Source organism: Streptomyces sp. NPDC005202 (genome assembly GCF_040608235.1).
Taxonomy (GTDB): Bacteria; Actinomycetota; Actinomycetes; order Streptomycetales; family Streptomycetaceae; genus Streptomyces.
Genome location: NZ_JBEXHW010000012.1, coordinates 1 through 17069 on the forward strand (window position 1 = coordinate 1; position 17069 = coordinate 17069).

Annotated in this window: 13 protein-coding genes and 2 pseudogenes; 9 read left to right on the forward strand and 6 right to left on the reverse strand. The window is 71.2% G+C overall.

What is annotated here, in order from left to right:
* Nucleotides 1-445: 445 nt before the first annotated feature.
* Together ABZV31_RS19135 and ABZV31_RS19140 are read right to left on the reverse strand one after the other, a co-directional pair.
* Nucleotides 446-2509: a DUF1996 domain-containing protein gene (locus ABZV31_RS19135; RefSeq protein WP_355895054.1), complete on the reverse strand. Its 2064-nt coding sequence runs from the start codon at nucleotides 2507-2509 to the stop codon at nucleotides 446-448.
* Nucleotides 2510-2743: 234 nt separating this feature from the next.
* Nucleotides 2744-3689: pseudogene (locus tag ABZV31_RS19140) on the reverse strand (M28 family metallopeptidase).
* A gap of 561 nt (nucleotides 3690-4250) precedes the next feature.
* On the opposite strand from ABZV31_RS19140, the gene ABZV31_RS19145 reads away from it, so the two are divergent.
* Entirely contained in the window at nucleotides 4251-4727 is a 477-nt protein-coding gene (locus tag ABZV31_RS19145; RefSeq protein ID WP_355895056.1) for an SRPBCC family protein, read from the forward strand.
* 127 nt (nucleotides 4728-4854) lie between these two features.
* Here the strand turns inward: ABZV31_RS19145 and ABZV31_RS19150 are convergent, their stop codons facing one another.
* Nucleotides 4855-5421: a TetR/AcrR family transcriptional regulator gene (locus ABZV31_RS19150; RefSeq protein ID WP_355895058.1), complete on the reverse strand. Its 567-nt coding sequence runs from the start codon at nucleotides 5419-5421 to the stop codon at nucleotides 4855-4857.
* Nucleotides 5422-5711: 290 nt separating this feature from the next.
* Nucleotides 5712-6215, reverse strand: a complete 504-nt coding sequence (locus tag ABZV31_RS19155) for a TspO/MBR family protein (RefSeq protein WP_355895061.1) — start codon at nucleotides 6213-6215, stop codon at nucleotides 5712-5714.
* A gap of 345 nt (nucleotides 6216-6560) precedes the next feature.
* Here ABZV31_RS19155 and ABZV31_RS19160 point away from each other — a divergent pair, with 345 nt between their 5' ends.
* The 8 genes and pseudogenes from ABZV31_RS19160 to ABZV31_RS19195 all read left to right on the forward strand — a co-directional run bounded on the left by ABZV31_RS19160 (nucleotide 6561) and on the right by ABZV31_RS19195 (nucleotide 14652).
* A complete protein-coding gene (locus tag ABZV31_RS19160) occupies nucleotides 6561-6695 on the forward strand; it encodes a hypothetical protein (protein WP_355895445.1) in 135 nt (44 codons plus the stop codon).
* 728 nt (nucleotides 6696-7423) lie between these two features.
* Nucleotides 7424-7645: a hypothetical protein gene (locus tag ABZV31_RS19165; RefSeq protein ID WP_355895063.1), complete on the forward strand. Its 222-nt coding sequence runs from the start codon at nucleotides 7424-7426 to the stop codon at nucleotides 7643-7645.
* Nucleotides 7646-8203: 558 nt separating this feature from the next.
* On the forward strand, nucleotides 8204-8743 hold the full coding sequence (locus tag ABZV31_RS19170) for a DUF2243 domain-containing protein (protein WP_355895065.1): 540 nt from the start codon (nucleotides 8204-8206) through the stop codon (nucleotides 8741-8743).
* The gene (locus ABZV31_RS19175; RefSeq protein ID WP_355895067.1) at nucleotides 8743-9582 is read left to right on the forward strand and encodes a cytochrome c oxidase assembly protein; all 840 of its coding nucleotides are present in this window, start codon (nucleotides 8743-8745) and stop codon (nucleotides 9580-9582) included. Before ABZV31_RS19170 ends, ABZV31_RS19175 begins: the two co-directional genes overlap by 1 nt.
* A gap of 402 nt (nucleotides 9583-9984) precedes the next feature.
* Nucleotides 9985-11688: an NAD-dependent malic enzyme gene (locus ABZV31_RS19180; RefSeq protein WP_355895069.1), complete on the forward strand. Its 1704-nt coding sequence runs from the start codon at nucleotides 9985-9987 to the stop codon at nucleotides 11686-11688.
* Nucleotides 11689-11954: 266 nt separating this feature from the next.
* Nucleotides 11955-13742: an FUSC family protein gene (locus ABZV31_RS19185; protein WP_355895071.1), complete on the forward strand. Its 1788-nt coding sequence runs from the start codon at nucleotides 11955-11957 to the stop codon at nucleotides 13740-13742.
* A 5-nt stretch (nucleotides 13743-13747) separates the two neighbouring features.
* Nucleotides 13748-13873: pseudogene (locus ABZV31_RS19190) on the forward strand (LysR family transcriptional regulator); the annotation flags it as partial.
* Between the two features lie 116 nt (nucleotides 13874-13989).
* On the forward strand, nucleotides 13990-14652 hold the full coding sequence (locus ABZV31_RS19195) for a LysR substrate-binding domain-containing protein (RefSeq protein WP_355895072.1): 663 nt from the start codon (nucleotides 13990-13992) through the stop codon (nucleotides 14650-14652).
* Nucleotides 14653-14889: 237 nt separating this feature from the next.
* Here ABZV31_RS19195 and ABZV31_RS19200 read toward each other — a convergent pair whose 3' ends face one another.
* Both ABZV31_RS19200 and ABZV31_RS19205 read right to left on the reverse strand, forming a co-directional pair.
* On the reverse strand, nucleotides 14890-15720 hold the full coding sequence (locus ABZV31_RS19200; protein WP_355895074.1) for a class I SAM-dependent methyltransferase: 831 nt from the start codon (nucleotides 15718-15720) through the stop codon (nucleotides 14890-14892).
* Between the two features lie 193 nt (nucleotides 15721-15913).
* A complete protein-coding gene (locus ABZV31_RS19205; RefSeq protein ID WP_355895076.1) occupies nucleotides 15914-17011 on the reverse strand; it encodes an NAD(+)/NADH kinase in 1098 nt (365 codons plus the stop codon).
* Nucleotides 17012-17069 lie beyond the last annotated feature (58 nt).

Consider the following 17069-nt stretch of genomic DNA (forward strand, 5'->3'; position numbering starts at 1 on the left):
GGTAGATGTCGCAATCCACACCAGGCCAGAAGGCCCTCACCCATTTCAAGATCACACGTCAGTGATCGCTGTCACCAACCTCCGTGGACAGAACATCTAGCGCACTAATGCTCCCGCCGCCGGCGCTCGACGAACGGCTACGCACCGCTACCGATCAACCGGTTCCGCGGTCCAGGCGACGGCCGGGGGCACGACTCGCGCGCACAGGGGTGCGCCGCGTGCGTCGGTGATGACCGAACAGGGCCGTTGCGGCTGGGGAAGGCGACCGTGGGCGTGGCCGCCTGTTCCTGGCGTTCCGACCAGGGGCGCGCTGCCGGCTCCTGTCACTCCCCAGCCGTCTGCCCGCAGGCCCCTGTCCGGCAGATGCTTCACCGCCCGACACGAGACGGCGGCAGGACCCGCAGGGCAGGTCCTGCCGCCGCTCATGCGTCGGCCGACGGCCGTGTTACAGGGAACCGCGCTTGATACGGCGAAGCAGTACGAAGCCCGCGATCACGAGGATGGCTCCGGCCGCGGCCGGCCACAGCTGCGTGCCCGTCTCGGCCAGACCGCCGTTGACCGCCTGCGGTTCCGTCTGCGCGCCGCCGGACTGATCGTTCCCGCCGGTCGGGGGCGGCGTCTGCGCGGGTGTGCCCACTTCGGCGCCGCTGTCGTCACCCGAGCCGCTGCTGTGCGACGCAGCGGCCTTGGCGCTCTGCACGGCGGAAGCAGTTGCGTAGAGCTTGGGTTGCGCCGTTTCGGGGGCGGCGGAGGAGCCGTCGTTCGCCGACTGCGTCTCGGGCGCGGCGGTCGTCGGTTTCGAGGACTCCTCGCCCCCGGGGTTGCCGGTGCGGGGGTTGCCGGTGCCCGCACCATCGCCGTTCCCGCCGGTCGATGCGGTGGGGCTCGGCGTCGGCTGTCCCTGCGGCGTTTCCGGCTGCTGCGGCTGCTGCGGCTGCTGCGGCTGCTGCGGCTGCTCACCGGAGCCGGAGCCCTGGTCGGCCCCGGATCCGCACTGCCGACCGCTGTTGATGCAGTCGACCATCTCGCGCATGAGGTCTTCGTCGAAGACGTTGATGAAGTCGCCGTGGTCCGTGACCGGCTTGTGCAGCTGCTCGGGGAAGGAGTCCACGGCGAACAGCGGGGTCGTCCGGCCGCCGTCCTGGAGACTCGGGGCGTCGACGCCGTAGACGATGCGCTGCACCAGCTGCGGGATGGCCTTGAAGCCCTGCGGGCAGTTGCCGTCGGCGTCGGCGAACGCCACGTGGGTGCGGTGGTTTGCGCTGTCGATGTTCCGCCCGTCCCAGCAGCTCTGGAACCGGAAGGTGCGCACCACGTCGCTGCCCTGCGGACAGAGCGGGTACTTGTCCTTCAGCTGCCGGTCCTCGAACCCGGTGCAGCTCCAGGAGGCGTTGGCGTTGGCGGGGCCGTTGACGAAGGCCTTGGCGTCACCGGTGATGATGCGCAACAGGCGCGGCATCTCCGTGACCTTGCTGCGCGGGTTGCCCTCGAAGGTGAGCGTCACCTGCTTCGGCGTGACGATCTGGCCGGCGTTGCCCTCGATGCCGCCGCCGGGGGCGCCGGCGTCCCGCTCCTGCGTTCCGTTCTGCAGGCGCAACACGGGCCAGTAGTAGGTGGACTTGTCGCCCTTGTCCTCGCAGCTCGTGTCGGCGTTCGCCAGGTCCTCGTCGCTGGCGAAGGCGTTGTTGGCCTGGTTGCCGATGTAGTCGTGGAAGTGGTGGGCTCCGTTGGTGACGCCGGGGGCGACGATCACGTTGTCGGAGTTGAACAGGCCGTTTGCGTTCACCCCGCAACTGGAGGAGAAACTGCCGCGAGAGGCGTCCGCTTCTTCACGCGGGCTCGGCACGTTGGGCTGCACGGTGGTGATGTCCGCGTAGTCCGCGGCCACGGGGCCGTTGCCGGCCTGTCCACCGTTTCCGCCCTGCTGTTGGCCCTGCTGCTGACCGCCGCCCTGGTTCTGGTTCTGTTGCTGACTCTGGTCCTGGCCGTCGCCGTTCTGGTCCTGACCGGCGTTCTTGCCCCCGTCGTCCTGGTTGCCGGAAGGACGCAGCGAGCACGCCGCGAGGGCTTCGAGTCCCTCCGGACGGTCGCCGACGCGGTCGATGGCGTCCGCGATGCGCTCGATCGTCGCGGTCCGCTTCTCCTTCAGCGGATCCATGATCGCGCTCGCTGCGGAACCGCTGTCCTGCTGTCCGGCCTGCATCGAGTTCTGCCACTGCTGGTAGGCGTCGGCTATCTGCTTGTCCAGAACAGCGAGTTGTTCGTCGACAGCTGCCCGCGCCTCGTCCGGCACCGTCGTGAGCCGAGTGCCGACGTCCGGGCAGTCGATCGTGGCGGCTCCGGCCCCGTCGGGGTGCGACTGTTCGGTCGACCCCCCGGCCCAAGGGCCCTCGGTGGCCGAAGCGTACACGTTGGCCGCCACCAGCCCACCTCCGCCCAGGATCAGCGCAATCGCCGCGAAGGTGGCGCGTCGTGGACCTGTGGGTCGTCTGCGCGTGTTGCGTCTCAAGGAAGAACTCCTAGACGTCGAGACCGGCCGGGCATGGGGATCCCCCCGTCCATACGGAGTTGAGCCCCGGCGCGTTCAAACGCCTCACGGATTCACAGAAACCTCATGACATCAGGGGTGTCGCCGCCGATCGCGAGTGCTGCGGCGTTACGGCGTACGGCTGTCCTTCCCGGCTCCACGAACATCGGCCGCCTCACGACCTCGGGCCCCGCTCGAGCAGCGCGGCCAGGGATGCTAGGACGACAGCGCCCACACCGCATGCGCCACGGCGTCCGCGTTGCGGTCCAGAGCCGTGTCGTTGATGTTGGACGACGTGTCGCACGACGCGTGGTAGCAGCGGTCGAACGCCTGGCCCGACGTGCCACCCCACTTGGCCGCCTGCGCGGCGGTTTTGATGTAGTCCGCCCCGCTGAAGATGCCGCCCACGGGTATGCCCGCGTTCTTGAAGGGCGCGTGATCGGAGCGGCCGTCGCCCTCGGTCTCCGGCTCCGTCGCGATGCCGAGCCCGGTGTAGTAGTCCTTGAACGTCTTCTCGATGGCAGGGTCGTCGTCGTAGACGAAATAGCCGGGGTTGGGCGAGCCGGTCATGTCGAAGTTGAGATAGGCGCTGATCTTCGCACGGTTCGCCGAGGAGAGCCCGTTGAGGTAGGTGCGGGAGCCGACCATGCCGAGCTCCTCCGCGCCCCACCAGGCGAACCGCAGGTGCTTCGCGGGTTGGTAGTCGGCCCGGGACACGGCGAGCGCGGTCTCCAGGACCGCCGCCGAACCCGAACCGTTGTCATTGATGCCGGGACCTGCGGTCACGCTGTCGAGGTGGGAGCCGGCCATGACGACCTGGTTGGTGTCACCCGCCCGGCCAGTCGGCGATCAGGTTGTAGCCGGTGCGGCCGGAGGACGTGAACTGCTGGGCGGTGATGGTGAACCCGGCCGCGGCTAGCTTGGCCTTCACGTAGTCGAGCGAGGCTTTGTAGCCGGCGCGGCCGTGCGCACGGTTGCCGCCGTTGGCGGTGGCGATGGACTGCAGTTGCGCAAGGTGGGCCTTCACGTTGGCCACGGAGATGTCGGGCGCGGCGGCCGCCCGGGGAACAGGAGCCGCCCCGGCTGTGGAACCGCTGGTGAGCAGTGCGGCGGCGACGACGGTGAGGCACGTCGACACGCGGACGGGAACGGAGAGCTTCATGTGGGGGCTCCGTCTTCCGGGGTGGACTCGTGCGGCGCCGGTGGCGGTTCCACGACACCGCATGTCATGTCCACATTCATGGGGTGCCTGGATCGTGAAGCCGTGGCTGACGTGCCGTCAAGACGGAAGTCGGACAGGGAGGTCCGCCGCGACCTGGAGAGCGCGGCACGCTGTGGCTGCCGCACTGCCGCAGACCGGCACCATGGTGGGCGATGCAACGCACGAACCCCCACCCCTGTGACAGGGGTGGGGGTTCGGATACGAGCGCCGGGCAGGCCTTGCACCTGCATCTCCCCGCAGGAAGCGGGGCGTCTTTCCTTGGACCACCAACGCACAGCCGCCAGGAGTTCCGGCGGCCTGCTCAAGATCAAGGATAGCGCACGTCCACCGCTCACCACCGCATCGGGAGTTCCCCAACGCGGTACAGCCTGGTCGGATCGCGGCGCTGCCAAAAACAGGAGTCGTGAGCGGGCGGTCTTCGGGTACTCGTCGCACCGTGCCGAGATCACGTGGCAGGCCGGTGGGCCGCCGCGGTCAATCAGCGAACTGGGAGACGCGCAGATGAGCAAGGTCAAGGAAACAGTAGAAGTCGACGTCCCCGTCCACACCGCCTACAACCAGTGGACGCAGTTCCAGGAGTTTCCGAACTTCATGGAGGGAGTGGAGGAAGTCAGGCAGTTGGACGACCGCCACAACCACTGGACCACAAAGGTCGGTGGCGTCCGGCGGGAGTTCGACACCGAGATCGTCGATCAGCTCCCCGACGAGCGCATCACGTGGCGCACCACCACCGGCGACGTGAGGCAGAAGGGCATGGTCAGCTTCCAGCGCCTGGACGACACGCACACGCGGGTGGAGCTGGTGATGGACGTCGAGCCCCGTGGAGTCACGGAGAGGGCCGCGGACATGCTGGGAACGATTGACCGGCGCGTCAAGGGCGACATGAGGCGCTTCAAGCAGTACGTCGAGGACCGTGGGAACGAGTCCGGGGCCTGGCGCGGACGCATCCAGCCAGGAGACGCCGGTCCTTCCCGTTGAGACCGGGGAGACCGGCGACCCTGCGCCCCGACTTCCCTGAGCAGCCGGGGCGCATCACTGTCAGTGATCGAGATTCGCAATCGCGCCGTCCGAGCGGAGCCGGACGCCGTCCGGACGGAGCCGGACTTCATGCGTCCGCGCCGGATTTCGTCTCCCGGCCCGGCCGGGGCCTGGCGCCTTCCAGCGCGAGATCGACCAGCCGTTGCGCGAGGGGCTCGTCGAGCCGTGCCCCACTCAGCACGACGCGGGCGAAGAGCGGTCCGCTGATGGCTTCGACGAGCAGGCCCGGATCGGTGTCCGCGGCCAGTTCGTCGCGCTCGATACCCCGCCGGACCATGACCGCGGCACGCTCCAGGCGATCGCTCCAGTAGGGGCCCCGGCGGTCGTCGAGCGTGTCGTCGCGCTCGACGCTCAGCCGCAGCAGGGCCTGGCCCTGTGGAGTGCCGAGCAACTGGACCAGCGAGGTGAAGAACTGCACCAGATCCCTTCGCACGCTGCCGGTGTCCGGGATCGGCAGCGCGGTGTCCAGTTGTGTGGTCAACGCGTCGAGCATCAGGTTCTCGCGGGTCTTCCATCGCCGGTAGATCGACGTCTCGTGCACTCCGGCGGAGCGGGCGACGGCGGCGACGGTCGCGCCCGCCAGCCCCTCGGTCGACAGGAGCTCCACCGCGGCGGTGAGCACGGCTTGCCGCATGCGCTCTCCTCGTCGGCGCAGTGGTGGTACGGCAGGCCCTGAGGAAGTCATCCTCCCCACCCTAATGCAAGTCCACTTGCGTTGTCGCGGCGGTCACCGTGCGGTGGTCGTGCCGAGCACCAGGTAGCCCGGCTGCGGTACCCGGCCCCGCTCTGTGCGTCGCGGCGGGGTCGGGTCTGCGGCAGGCCCCGCAGGCGGCCGCGGCCGGGGCGGACGAACACGGCGCGCAGGGTCGGGCCCTGCCCGCTGCTCTGTCTGCCCGAGCGGCTTCCTTCGAACCTCCCGATGCGTCAACGGTTGCGGCGGGCGATGGACCAGTTCAACGCCGTGGCGAAGGCGCACCATCCCGCGTAGGGAACAAGGGCTTGGGCGGCCACCGCGTCGGCGCGCGCGGTGCGCCGGATGAGCAGCACGTTGCTGGCGTCGAGCAGGAGGGTTCCCAGGACACCGGCCTTCGGGCTGCGGCAGCCGAAGAACATCCAGTTCCACGCCGCGATGAGGGCCAGGTTCGTACCCAGGGTGGTGGCCAGGGCCTGGCGCTGTCGGCCGTGCGTGCGTTGCAGGGCATGACCGGCTGCCCAGGCGATCGACAGATACAGCGGCGTCCAGACCGCGCCGAAGGCCCATGGCGGAGGCTGCCATGCCGGTTTGTCCAGCCGCTGGTACCAGTCGGTGTTCGGGTCCACGGCGCGCGACCCCACTACCGCGGCAGTCGCGACCGCCGCTGCGCCGGCCGCGTAGGGCATCCAGCGGGGATTCGTTTCTGGCCGGTTCGCTGTCTTCGTCAGCCTCATACGTTCACGCTTCCCGCGATCGCCGTGGCGCATGGTCGGATCACCCGCCTGCCCATGAGGAGCACGGGGCGGTGTTCACCTCGTGTGTGGGCGCGAGCGGGGTTCGGATCGGTCACCGGGGCCGGAGGCCTCCTCCGGGACGCGGTACAGATGCACCGCAACGGACGGTAGCGGACCTCGCGGCGTGGTGGTGGGCGCGTGCGGCATCCGATCAGGCATCGAGCAGATCAGGCACACGGCCGCCCGGACGTTCCTCTTCCCCTGCTTCTCCTGCCGCCCGAAGAACCCGGGGTCGGGGCAGGGCGAACCCGATGAGCATGACGTTGGTCGAGGTGCCCGATGAGCATGACGTTGGTCAAGGTGAAGGTGTCGTCGGTCGAGACCTCAGCCGCGTTGATCAGGAAAGCGACGAAAAACAGGACCGCCGAGACGATGACCGGCACGATGGCCGACACGATGGCCGTCCTTCCGGATGGGTGAAGCCGTTCCGTGTCGTGCAGTGCGGATGCCCCCAACCGGACCGGTGACACGAGGGCGTGTGCCGCGGCCGCCTGCCTGTGCCGGCCGAGCGGATGCGCCCGGCACAGGCAGGCTGCTGGAGGACTCGGCGATGAACGCGCCGGCGGTCGCTGCCGACTCCCACGGACGAGGGGGGTGCCCCGGCAGGTGTGGGTGACGGCTGCGCGAGCCGCGGTCCCCCGGGTGGCGAGCGTCTCAACTGGTCTGGCAGGCGGCGCCGTTGAGGCTGAAGGCCGCGGCCTGCCGGTGTCGCCGGTGTGTGTGGCATGGAAGCCGAGGGTGGTGGACGCTCCGGGGGCCACGGTGACGTTGTAGGGCGCACCGTCTTGGCGATCTCCGCCGCGATGGCGATCTTCCGTGCGCCAGCCCGGTTCTTGTCGTGCTCGTTCTTGGCGACAAACCCGTTCATGGTCGTCAGGGCCGCGTCGAAGTCGCCGTCCTTGTACTGGTCCACGCCGCAGGCATACGCCCCCGAGTCAGCGCTCCTGCCCGCTCGGTCAGCGTCCTCGCCGAGGGCCTCGGTGATGTCCGCCCTGCCGCCCGACACGCTCGTGATCTGCGCACTCAGGCTCCGCAAGCGCTCCACTGCCGCACAGGGTTCACCGCCGCGCACGCCCCGCGCGGTCCTGTCCACGGCGGACTTGACGGCCGGCTCGACTTGGGCTGCCTGCTCCGAGCCGGGGAAGGTGGTGAGCAGTTCACCGAACAGCGTCGGCCAGCCGGCATCGCCGCTCGCCAGTCCGTCCGACGCGCACTCGTACAAGGACGTGGCCAGACGCTGGTCGGGCCATGTGGCCAGAGCACCGAGGTCCTTCTTCGGCAGGGTGTGCGGGACCGTGCGCAAGTACGTCAGCGGTGCCACCGCATCGCAGTACTTCTTCTGCTCGTACGCGGCACCGACCGTCGCGTAGTAGGTCGTCATGTGTACGGTCGATGACTGAACACGGACAGAGAGTGCACAACTGCTTTGCCTTTCCCCTGACGGGGAGGGCGACGGACAGGGCCCCGCCGGGCGCACTCCGCTGCCGTGCCGCACTCTCGATCGGGCCTGTGCGGCCGACGGCACCGGAGCATCCGGCCCCGGACGAAGCACCCGAAAGAGGGAACTCACGCGCAACGAAAGGGAGGCAGGGGTACCGGACCGACAACGTCAGTGGAGCGAGAGGAATCGCCGTGATCTTCACGCTGTGCACCGCAGGGCCGTTGCTGCTCGCCCTCCTGCTGGTCGTCCAACAGGACAACCGGCGCCACGTCCCCCGGCACAAGCGGGGTTCCTGAGAGTCTGCGCCGGCCGGCGGTCAGGTGGGGGCGCGGCGCGGGCGCGGTGGGGTTTGGCCATTTCGGTGGGCACCGCGGCGGGACGGACGGTGGTTGGGTGGACGGTCGGGCGAGTGGGGGGCCGGTATCGGGCAACCCGTCGCGGCAGTGGAACGCGTGCTTCGGCCACTGGTCAGGAGAGGGAGCGCAGGATGACGAACGCAGGCGCAGCCCGTCCCGTGTCGGGCAGCATTCGACTGCCGGGGATCGTGCTCGGGGTGGGGCTGGGCGGATTCGTCGACGGCATCCTGCTGCACCAACTCCTGCAGTGGCACCACATGTTGTCCAGCACCAATCACGACCGCATCGGCGTCAAGTACTACAACCCTCACACCGTTTCCGGGCTGGAGATGAACACCGTGTGGGACGGCATTTTCCACGCGGTGTGCTGGATCGCGGTGATCGCGGGCCTGGGCATCCTGAACGCGCGGGTCACGGACAACCGGCGGGCGGTATGGGCGTCGCGGGCTCTGTGGGGATGGATCCTGGCCGGCTGGGGCCTGTTCAATCTGGTCGAGGGCATCGTGGACCACCAGATCCTGGGCATCCATCACGTGCACGGCGGACCGTATCGGGCGTGGTGGGACGCCGGTTTCCTCGTCCTGGGCGCGCTGTTCCTGGCCGCGGGCCACCTGCTGCAGCGCAGCGGTCGTCCCCTTGTCGGCGCCGAGGGCGCCGGAGGCAACGCCTGATGGGCGGCGGGCACCCGATGCACGACCACGGCGCGGTCGGCGGCGGCCTGCCGGGGGTGGGACTGACCGTGCTCGCCCTCCTGACTGCCGGCGGCGTGCATCTCCTTCTCGTGCGGCGAGCCGTACGCCGTAACGCCGCCCCGGGCTGGAGCGGCCGGCGCTCGGCCTCGTTCGTGGCCGGGTTGGCCCTGCTGGCCCTGGCACTTTTGCCGCCGCTGGCCCCGGCAGCACACACCGACTTCCGCGGACACATGCTCCAGCACCTGCTCATCGGCATGTACGCACCCCTCGCGCTGGTGCTGTCCGCGCCGGTCACCCTGCTGCTGCGGGCCCTTCCGCCGGCTCGCGCCCGCCGGCTCACCGCTCTGCTGCGCAGTCGGTACGCGCGGGTCCTGGCCCACCCGGCCATGGCCTTGGCACTGAGCACCGGCACGCTCGGCCTGCTGTACTTCACCCCGCTGTTCAATGCCTCCATGCAGCACCCTGTCGGGCACTGGCTGCTGCATGCGCACTTCCTGGCCTCGGGGTGTCTGTGGGCCTACGTCATCGCCGGGCCCGACCCTGCGCCCGGCCGGCCGACCGTGCGGGCACGGCTGGTGTACCTGGGCATCGCCGTGGCCGTGCACGCGCTGGTCGCGCAGGCCATGTACGGCGGGTTCTTCGTGGACATCCACGCGCCCGTCGGCCAGGTCCAGCAGGGCGCGGAGATCATGTACTACGGCGGGGACGTCGCCGAACTGCTGCTGGCCGCCGCGTTGGTGGCCACCTGGCGACCCGAGCGCCGCGCCGAGGCGGGGCGGCTGCCCGGGCGCCCGGGGGTGGATGCGGCCAGGGGGTAGTGCCGCAGCCGGCTCGGAAATCCGACCGCGGCACATCCCACTGCCGGGGCGCGGAAGGAGGGAAACACGCCCCGGTATGGCCTGCGACTTCCCCGGCCCGGCGGCCGCACACTGCACCAATCGGGTGATCGTGGGCAGGGCTGAACGCGACTGCCGGGTGCCGCACCACCTCGACCCACCCGCCCAACGATGCATGTGCGTAATGATTCCAGCCGGTCAGCCGCGGTTTCAGTCACAGCTGCGTCCCGGGTCGGCCCCTCTCCATCGCCGTAAAGCGCAGGTAGAACGGCATCCATGACCCGATCGCATGGATCAGCGATTCTTCAGGCATTGGACGCATGTATCTCCGTCATCGACCCTTGAAGGGCACAGCCGATTCCACCGGCCCACAAGGAGTCGATCATGAACAGGCAGCGGAACGCGGCCGAAGCACCCATCGAGACGACCGCCCGGGGCCGTGCCGTGCTGAACGACCCCCACCTGAACCGGGGTACCGCCTTCACGCAGGAGGAGCGGCGCGAGCTGGACCTGGTGGGCCTCGTGCCGCCGCAGGTGCTGACCCAGGACCAGCAGGCGCAGCGGGCGTACCAGCAGCACGCGGCGCAGCCGAACGACCTCGCCAAGAACGTCTACCTGACGGCGCTGCACGACCGCAACGAGGTGCTGTTCTACCGGCTGCTCGGCGACCACCTCGCCGAGATGCTGCCGATCGTCTACACCCCGACCGTGGGCGCCGCCATCCGGCGCTACAGCTACGAGTACCGGCGCCCCGGTGGTGTCTACCTGTCGGTCGACGCCCCCGAGGACATCGAACGCTCCCTGCGTGCGAGCGGTCTCGGCCCCGACGACGTGGACCTGATCGTGGCCACCGACGGCGATGCGATCCTCGGCATCGGCGACTGGGGCGTGGGCGGCATCGACATCGCGGTGGGCAAGCTCGCCGTCTACACCGCCGCCGCGGGAGTGGACCCGCGCCGCACGCTGGCGGTGATGCTGGACGTCGGCACCAACCGCAGGGAACTGCTCGACGACCCGCTCTACCTGGGCACCCGGCACCCGCGCGTGGACCGGGCGACCTACGACGCCTTCATCGACGCCTACGTGCGTGCCGCCACGAAGCTCTTCCCGGGCGCGTTGCTGCACTGGGAGGACTTCGGCCCGGCCAACGCCCGCCGCATCCTGGACCGCTACCGCGACCAGGTCTTCACCTTCAACGACGACGTCCAGGGGACCGGTGCCGTCAACCTCGCCGCCGTGCTCTCCGGTGTGAAGGCCAGTGGCGTTCCGCTGCGCGACCACCGCATCGTCGTCTTCGGCGCCGGGACCGCCGGCATCGGCATCGCCGACCAGCTCCGCGACGCCCTCGTCGCCGACGGGCTGACCGCTCGGGAAGCCACCGCCCGCATCTGGGCCGTCGACCGCCAGGGTCTGCTCACCGAGGGCCAGGAAGGGCTGCGCGATTTCCAAGTCCGCTACGCCCGCCGCCCCGCCGAGGTCGCCGACTGGCGGCGCGACGGACAACTCGGCGGCATCCCGCTGGCCGAGGTCGTCGAGCGTGTGCGTCCCACCGTCCTGATCGGCACCTCCGGCCAGGGCGGCGCCTTCACCGAGGAGATCGTCCGTACGATGGCCGCCCACGCCCGGCGCCCGATCATCCTGCCCATGTCGAACCCGACCGATCTGGCCGAAGCGGTCCCCGCCGACCTGCTCGCCTGGACGGACGGGCGCGCCCTGATCGCCACCGGCAGTCCCTTCGCGCCCGTCGAATACGACGGCGTCACCTACCGGATCGCGCAGGCCAACAACGCGCTCGTCTTCCCCGGCCTGGGCCTGGGGGCCATCGTCGCCGGAGCCGACCGCGTCACCGACGGCATGCTGGTCGCCGCCGCACACGCCGTGGCGCGGCAGACCGACGCCACCTCCCCGGGCGCCCCCGTCCTGCCCCTCATCGACCGGCTCCGCGACACCTCCGTCGCCGTCGCCGTCGCCGTGGCCCGTGCCGCCGCGGAAGACGGGGTGGCCCGCGAGGTCGTCGACGACGGCGTCGAGGAACGTGTCCGCGCCGCGATGTGGCAGCCGGTCTACGCGCCGATCAAGGCCGTCTGAGCCGCGCTCACTCCTTCGGAACGGCCGGCGGGCCGACCGGCTGCGAGCACCCGGGAATCGTCCTCGGCGGTCGGCCGCAACGACGCGCGCCACCGGATCCGCCGGAGACGGACCGGCACGGCTACCCGTGCCACCGCCACGACGGCGAGCCGGGCCCGGCCCTCATCCGCCGATCCGGCTCGCCCAGGACCTCGCCCAGGACCGTTCGGCGGCGAGGCTCCGCCTGCCCGACTGCGACCTCCCGGCACGCGAAAGGACACAGCCGTATGACTTCAGCAGCCCGCGCACGACCGGGGCGCTCCTCGCGCGGCGCTCCGCCGTCACGGCTGCGCCGCGCGCTCGGCATCCCGCTCACCCCGTTGCCCCTGGCGGCAGCGGCGCGGGGCGCCGTCGCGCTCGCCCTGCCCCTCCTCGTCGGCGTGCGGACCGGGGCGGTGATCCCCTCGGTGATGGCGGGGATCGGTGCCCTGTGGGGCGTGAGCCAGGACGGCTCCGACCCCTACCGGCTGCGCGTCCGACGGCTGGGCTGCATGGGCCTGGCCGCCGCACTCGGCCTGCTCGCCGGTGAACTCTCGCTCCGCAGCGGGCAGTCGGCGGCGGTGACGGTCTGCCTGGTCGCCGCCGCCCTGCTGGCCGGCTCGATCAGCCTGCGCGGCCGAGTCGCCTCCGTGTCCGGCATGCACCTCCTGCTCGGCGTCACGGTCGGCAGCGGCATCCCGGTGCCCGGGCCGTGGTGGCAGTCGCCCGTGGCGCTGCTCGCCGGGGTGGGCCTCGTCATCGCGCTGTCCGCGACCCCGTGGCTGTGGCGGCGGCACCACATCGAGCGGGCCGCCGTCCTGGCCGTGTACCGGGCCGCTTCCGAGGCACTGTCGGCAGCAGGGACCTCTGCTGCCGAAGACGCGAGGCGGCGACTGACGGTCGCCCTCGACCACGCCCACCAGGTGATGGGCCGCCACCTGACACCCCGCGGCCGGGCGGAGACGGAGCTGCGTGCGTTGCTCAGGGCGTTCCACGTGGCGGTGCAGCTGGGCGAGGTGGCGTCGGCGCTGGTGTGGGAGGCGCGTCCGCTCCCCCGGGCCGTGACGCGGGTACCGCTGGTGATGGCCGAGCGTCTGCTGCCGGACGGCGGCAGGGTTCCCGCTTCGGCCCTGGACACGGCAGCCCAGGTGAGTCCCGATGCCCGCGCGGACTCGCCGGGCCTGCGCGCACTCGCCACGTTGTACGCGGCGACCGAGGCCGAACGCGTGGACGAGGTGGCGCTGCACCTCCCGGCCCGACCGTGGCACGGGCGGTCGGCCCACCTGCGGTACGCCGTTCTGCTGGCGGCCTGCGTGCTCGTCGCGCAGCTGTGTGCCGAAGTGCTGCACGGCCCGCGCGGATACTGGCTCCCCATGACCGTGGCCTTCGTCTACAAGCCCGACTTCGGGCCCGTGTTCCGGCGGGCCCTCCACCGCTGCGCCGGCACGGTCGTCGGCGTGGCCGCCATTGGTGCGGTGACGCTGCTGACGACCGACACCTACGCCCTCATCGGCGCCGTGGCGGTCTTCGGCGCCCTGATGGCCGTCGGCGTACGGCACCACTACGCGCTCGCCACGACCGGCCTGACCGCGATCGTGTTCGTCCTCGTCGATCTGCTCGGCGACCACCGGGCGCTGTACACGGCGCGCATCCTCGACACCGCACTGGCCGCCGCCATCGTCCTCCTCGCGCACTTCGCCCTGTGGCCCGACTCCGCGGCCGGCCGTGCCGCCGGGCAGACCGAAGCCGCCCTGGCCGCCGCTCACCGCTACCGCGACCTGGCCCCGAGTGCGGCCCCGGCCGAGCGGCACGCGCTGCGCCGCGCCGCCTACCACCGGCTCGCCGAGGCACGGCAGGCCGTCGCCCACGCCCACGGCGAGCCGAGCCGCCCGGGCCGGGGGCTGCCGGACTGGGAGCACGCCATCGCCGCGGCCGAGCAGCTCTGCGACGCCGTGACCGCACAGTCCCTGGCCGCCGACCCGCCGTCCATGCCCCCAACGCCTTGGTGTCCCCGATCCGATGCGGTGCGAGAATAGGGGCGATGGATTTCCAGGTACTGCGCTCCTTCCAGGCGGTGGCCGAGGGCCTGACGGTGACCGAGGCCGCCGCGGAGGCCCGTATCACCCAGCCCGCCCTGTCGCGGGCGCTGAACCGGCTCGAGGACGAGGTGGGCGCGGAGCTCTTCCAGCGCGTCGGCCGCGTCCTGCGGCTGACTCCGGCCGGGCGGGTGTTCAAGGAGTACGCCGATGCCGTCCTCGACAGCTACGACCGGGGCGGCGGGCCGTGGCCGAGGTCGTCGATCCCGAGGCGGGCCTGGTGTCGCTGGCCTTCCTGCACACCCTGGGCACCTGGCTGGTGCCGAAGCTCGTCACCGGGTTCCGGCAGGCGTTCCCCAAGGTCCGGTTCGAGCTTCACCAGCACGGGGAGAACGGCCTCGTCCAGCACCTCCTCGACGCCACCGCCGACCTGATCATCACCAGTGGGGACCCCGGCCATCCGCTGATCACCTGGCGGCGGCTCCTGGTCGAACCCCTCTGGCTCGCCGTCCCCACCCAGCACCCCCTGGCCCAGCACCGCCGGGTCCGGCTGGCCGAGGTCGCCGAAGAGCCCTTCATCCTGCTCAAACCCGGCTACGGGCTGCGCAGCGTCACCGAAACGCTGTGCCGCCAGGCCGGCTTCACTCCGCTCATCGGCTTCGAGGGCGAAGAGGTCCACACCTTGCGCGGCCTGGTCGCGGCCGGCCTGGGCGTGTCCCTGATCCCGTCGTCGCCGGACGCCGCGGCGACCCCCGCCTTCCCGATCCGCTACCTGGAGATCACCGACGTGCACGGTGCCCGCGACATCGGTATCGCCTGGCTCTCCGGCCGCACCCTGCCACCGGCCCCACAGCGCTTCATCGACCACGCGCTCGGCGCGACGGCCGGTTCGACTCCGGCCCGGGGCTGAACCGGGCACGGTGGTGGCCCTGCCCTCCGCGACCGCGCCGGAACCGTACACGACGACGGCCGCACCAGGTCCGTCGGACGATGGGCGGGTTGACGGCGGCACGATCAGGAGCAGGGCGGCCGGCAGAAGACCGTGGAGGAGGAAGAAGGCGCCGAGGAGTCGACCGGGGGTCCCCCGCAGTCGGTGGCCCAGCCGGAGACGACGCTCCCGACAACTGAGACGGAACGGTGCCTGTGCCTACGGACGGGACGGTGCCTCGCTCATCGGGGCGCGGACCGGCTTGCCGCCGCTCACCGCCCAGGCACGAGCGGTGAGCCGGATGGAGCCGTCCGACCGCCTGGGGACAGCCGCGCTGAGCGCGTCACGTACCCGGTCGCGGTCGGACGGGGGGAGAGCGGCGACGTAGCCCGGTGCGGGCCCCTGTCCCAGAAAGGGCTCCCACAGATCGTCGAAGTCGGCGAAATCGGTCGGCACCTCGATGGGGACGGTCGACACGTCGGCGAGTCCCGCGTCGGCCCACACCGCGTGCAACGCCTCCGGACGGCACACGGGGAAACGACGTCCCTCGTCGACCGCGGCCGCGGTCGGCTCCGCCTCGGCGGCGGCGTCCCAGAACCGGCGGAGGAAGCCCATGCCGTCGGCATAGTCCCACACGTACGCCGCGACCGGGCCGCCCGGCCGGACCACCCGGGCCATCTCGGCCACGGCCGCGGCGGGCTCGGCAAGGAAGTTCAACGTCAGAGCGCTGACGGCCACGTCGAACGAAGCGTCGCGCACCGGCAGCGCCATCGCGTCCGCCACCACGCAGCACGTCGAGTCGGCGGCCGCGGTCCGGGCCGCACGCACAAACGCCTCGGACCGGTCGATGCCCACCACCACGCGGGGCCGGCGCCCGGCGGCCACCACTGCCGCAAGCACACCGGTACCGCATCCCACATCCAGCCACCGCAGACCGTCGGCACAGTCGAGCCACGCGACGAACTCGTCCGCGACGAGTCGGCTCCAGCGCCCCATGTAGCGCTCGTGGGCGGCCCCGACCGTCCATGCCTCAAACCGCTGCTCGGCCATGTCCCCCATGGTCCCCCAGGGACGGGACGGCCCCAGATGGTGTCCGCCTTGGCCCTGGGCTGGGTCAGGACGAGCAGCTCCCGTTCGACGGCTCGAGGCGGACGCCGGCTTCCCGGTCGCCGAGGGCCGATGTGTGTGCCGTTCAGGCCTACGGGTGATCACCGGCGTCGGGCTGACGGGGACGGTCTCTTCCCTAGCGCTCCTCGTCGGCACCGCCCCGTGGAACCCGCGTCGCGTCGCCGGGGCCCGCGGGCAACGCCAGGTGCGCCAGGTCTCCGGGAGGGGGACTCGTCACCGGCCAGAGCGGGGCAGGGGTTCCGTCGGCGATCGCGGCCGGAGCGTCGGTCAGCTTCATGCGCTCGCGCAGACGGCCGTAGAAGTCCATCGGTCCCAGCCGGACGGCCCGTAGCCGGCGTGGGGCCATGTACACACCGATCCAGTCCCCCGGGTCGAGCACGCCCCGCAGTTGGCCGTCGATACTGACGGCGGCCTGGCCCGAGCGCTCGAGCACGCGCAGAGCGATGGGTTCGTCCGGCGCGGCCACGACCGACCGGTTGAACGCCATGTGCGGGGCGACCGGCGTGAAGATGAGGGCGTCCGCGCGGGGCGAGACGACAGGGCCGCCGGCGGCGAAGCTGTAGGCCGTGGACCCCGTCGGTGTGGCGACCAGCAGCGCGTCGGCGGAGTAGGACGCCAGGAGCCTGCCGGCGAGGTAGACGCCGACCGACACCTGCCGGTCTCGTGCCAGTTTCTCCAGGACGACGTCGTTCAACGCGGTCACATTCAGGGCGATGCCCCACTCGCCACCGGCCTCGCACTCGGTGCGCACCCGCGGAGGCGGCAGGAGGGGGCCACGGCCGTAGCGCATCAGTTCCTCCATGCCCGGGGGCACCTCCAGGCGGCATGAGGCGCGCAGGGTGAGCAGCATGCGGCTTTCGACGGTGTGCCGCCCCTCACTCACGGCGTCCAACGCCGGGCCCACCACCGTGACGGGCACCTCCGTCAGAAAACCCAGCCGCCCGAGATCGACTCCGAGGACCAGGGCGTCGTTCTCCGCGGCCAGCCGGGCGCCTCGCAGGAAGGTTCCGTCGCCTCCCAGGGTGACGATGAGGTCGGGGTTGCCCGCGGACTCGACTTCCTCTCCGGCACTGCGGCGCCCGCCGTCACGCCATACGTCGATGTCCGTGCACTGCACGGCGTGGTCGTCGCACCATGCACGGACGGTGCGGGCGGCATCCGCGGCTTCCGTGCGTCCTCCGTGAACGACCAAGCCGATACGACGTACCGTCACGCCTGCCTCCGGACATCAACTCGCGGGTGGACTGCCATACTCACCGCGCCGCGGACCC

Excerpts from the sequence above, each read along its gene's own strand:
- ABZV31_RS19145 (WP_355895056.1), top strand. The coding sequence starts at position 4,251 with ATGAGCAAGGTCAAGGAAACAGTAGAAGTCGACGTCCCCGTCCACACC.
- ABZV31_RS19150 (WP_355895058.1), bottom strand. The coding sequence starts at position 5,421 with ATGCGGCAAGCCGTGCTCACCGCCGCGGTGGAGCTCCTGTCGACCGAG.
- ABZV31_RS19155 (WP_355895061.1), bottom strand. The coding sequence starts at position 6,215 with ATGAGGCTGACGAAGACAGCGAACCGGCCAGAAACGAATCCCCGCTGG.
- ABZV31_RS19160 (WP_355895445.1), top strand. The coding sequence starts at position 6,561 with ATGACGTTGGTCAAGGTGAAGGTGTCGTCGGTCGAGACCTCAGCCGCG.
- ABZV31_RS19170 (WP_355895065.1), top strand. The coding sequence starts at position 8,204 with ATGACGAACGCAGGCGCAGCCCGTCCCGTGTCGGGCAGCATTCGACTG.
- ABZV31_RS19175 (WP_355895067.1), top strand. The coding sequence starts at position 8,743 with ATGGGCGGCGGGCACCCGATGCACGACCACGGCGCGGTCGGCGGCGGC.
- ABZV31_RS19180 (WP_355895069.1), top strand. The coding sequence starts at position 9,985 with ATGAACAGGCAGCGGAACGCGGCCGAAGCACCCATCGAGACGACCGCC.
- ABZV31_RS19185 (WP_355895071.1), top strand. The coding sequence starts at position 11,955 with ATGACTTCAGCAGCCCGCGCACGACCGGGGCGCTCCTCGCGCGGCGCT.
- ABZV31_RS19200 (WP_355895074.1), bottom strand. The coding sequence starts at position 15,720 with ATGGCCGAGCAGCGGTTTGAGGCATGGACGGTCGGGGCCGCCCACGAG.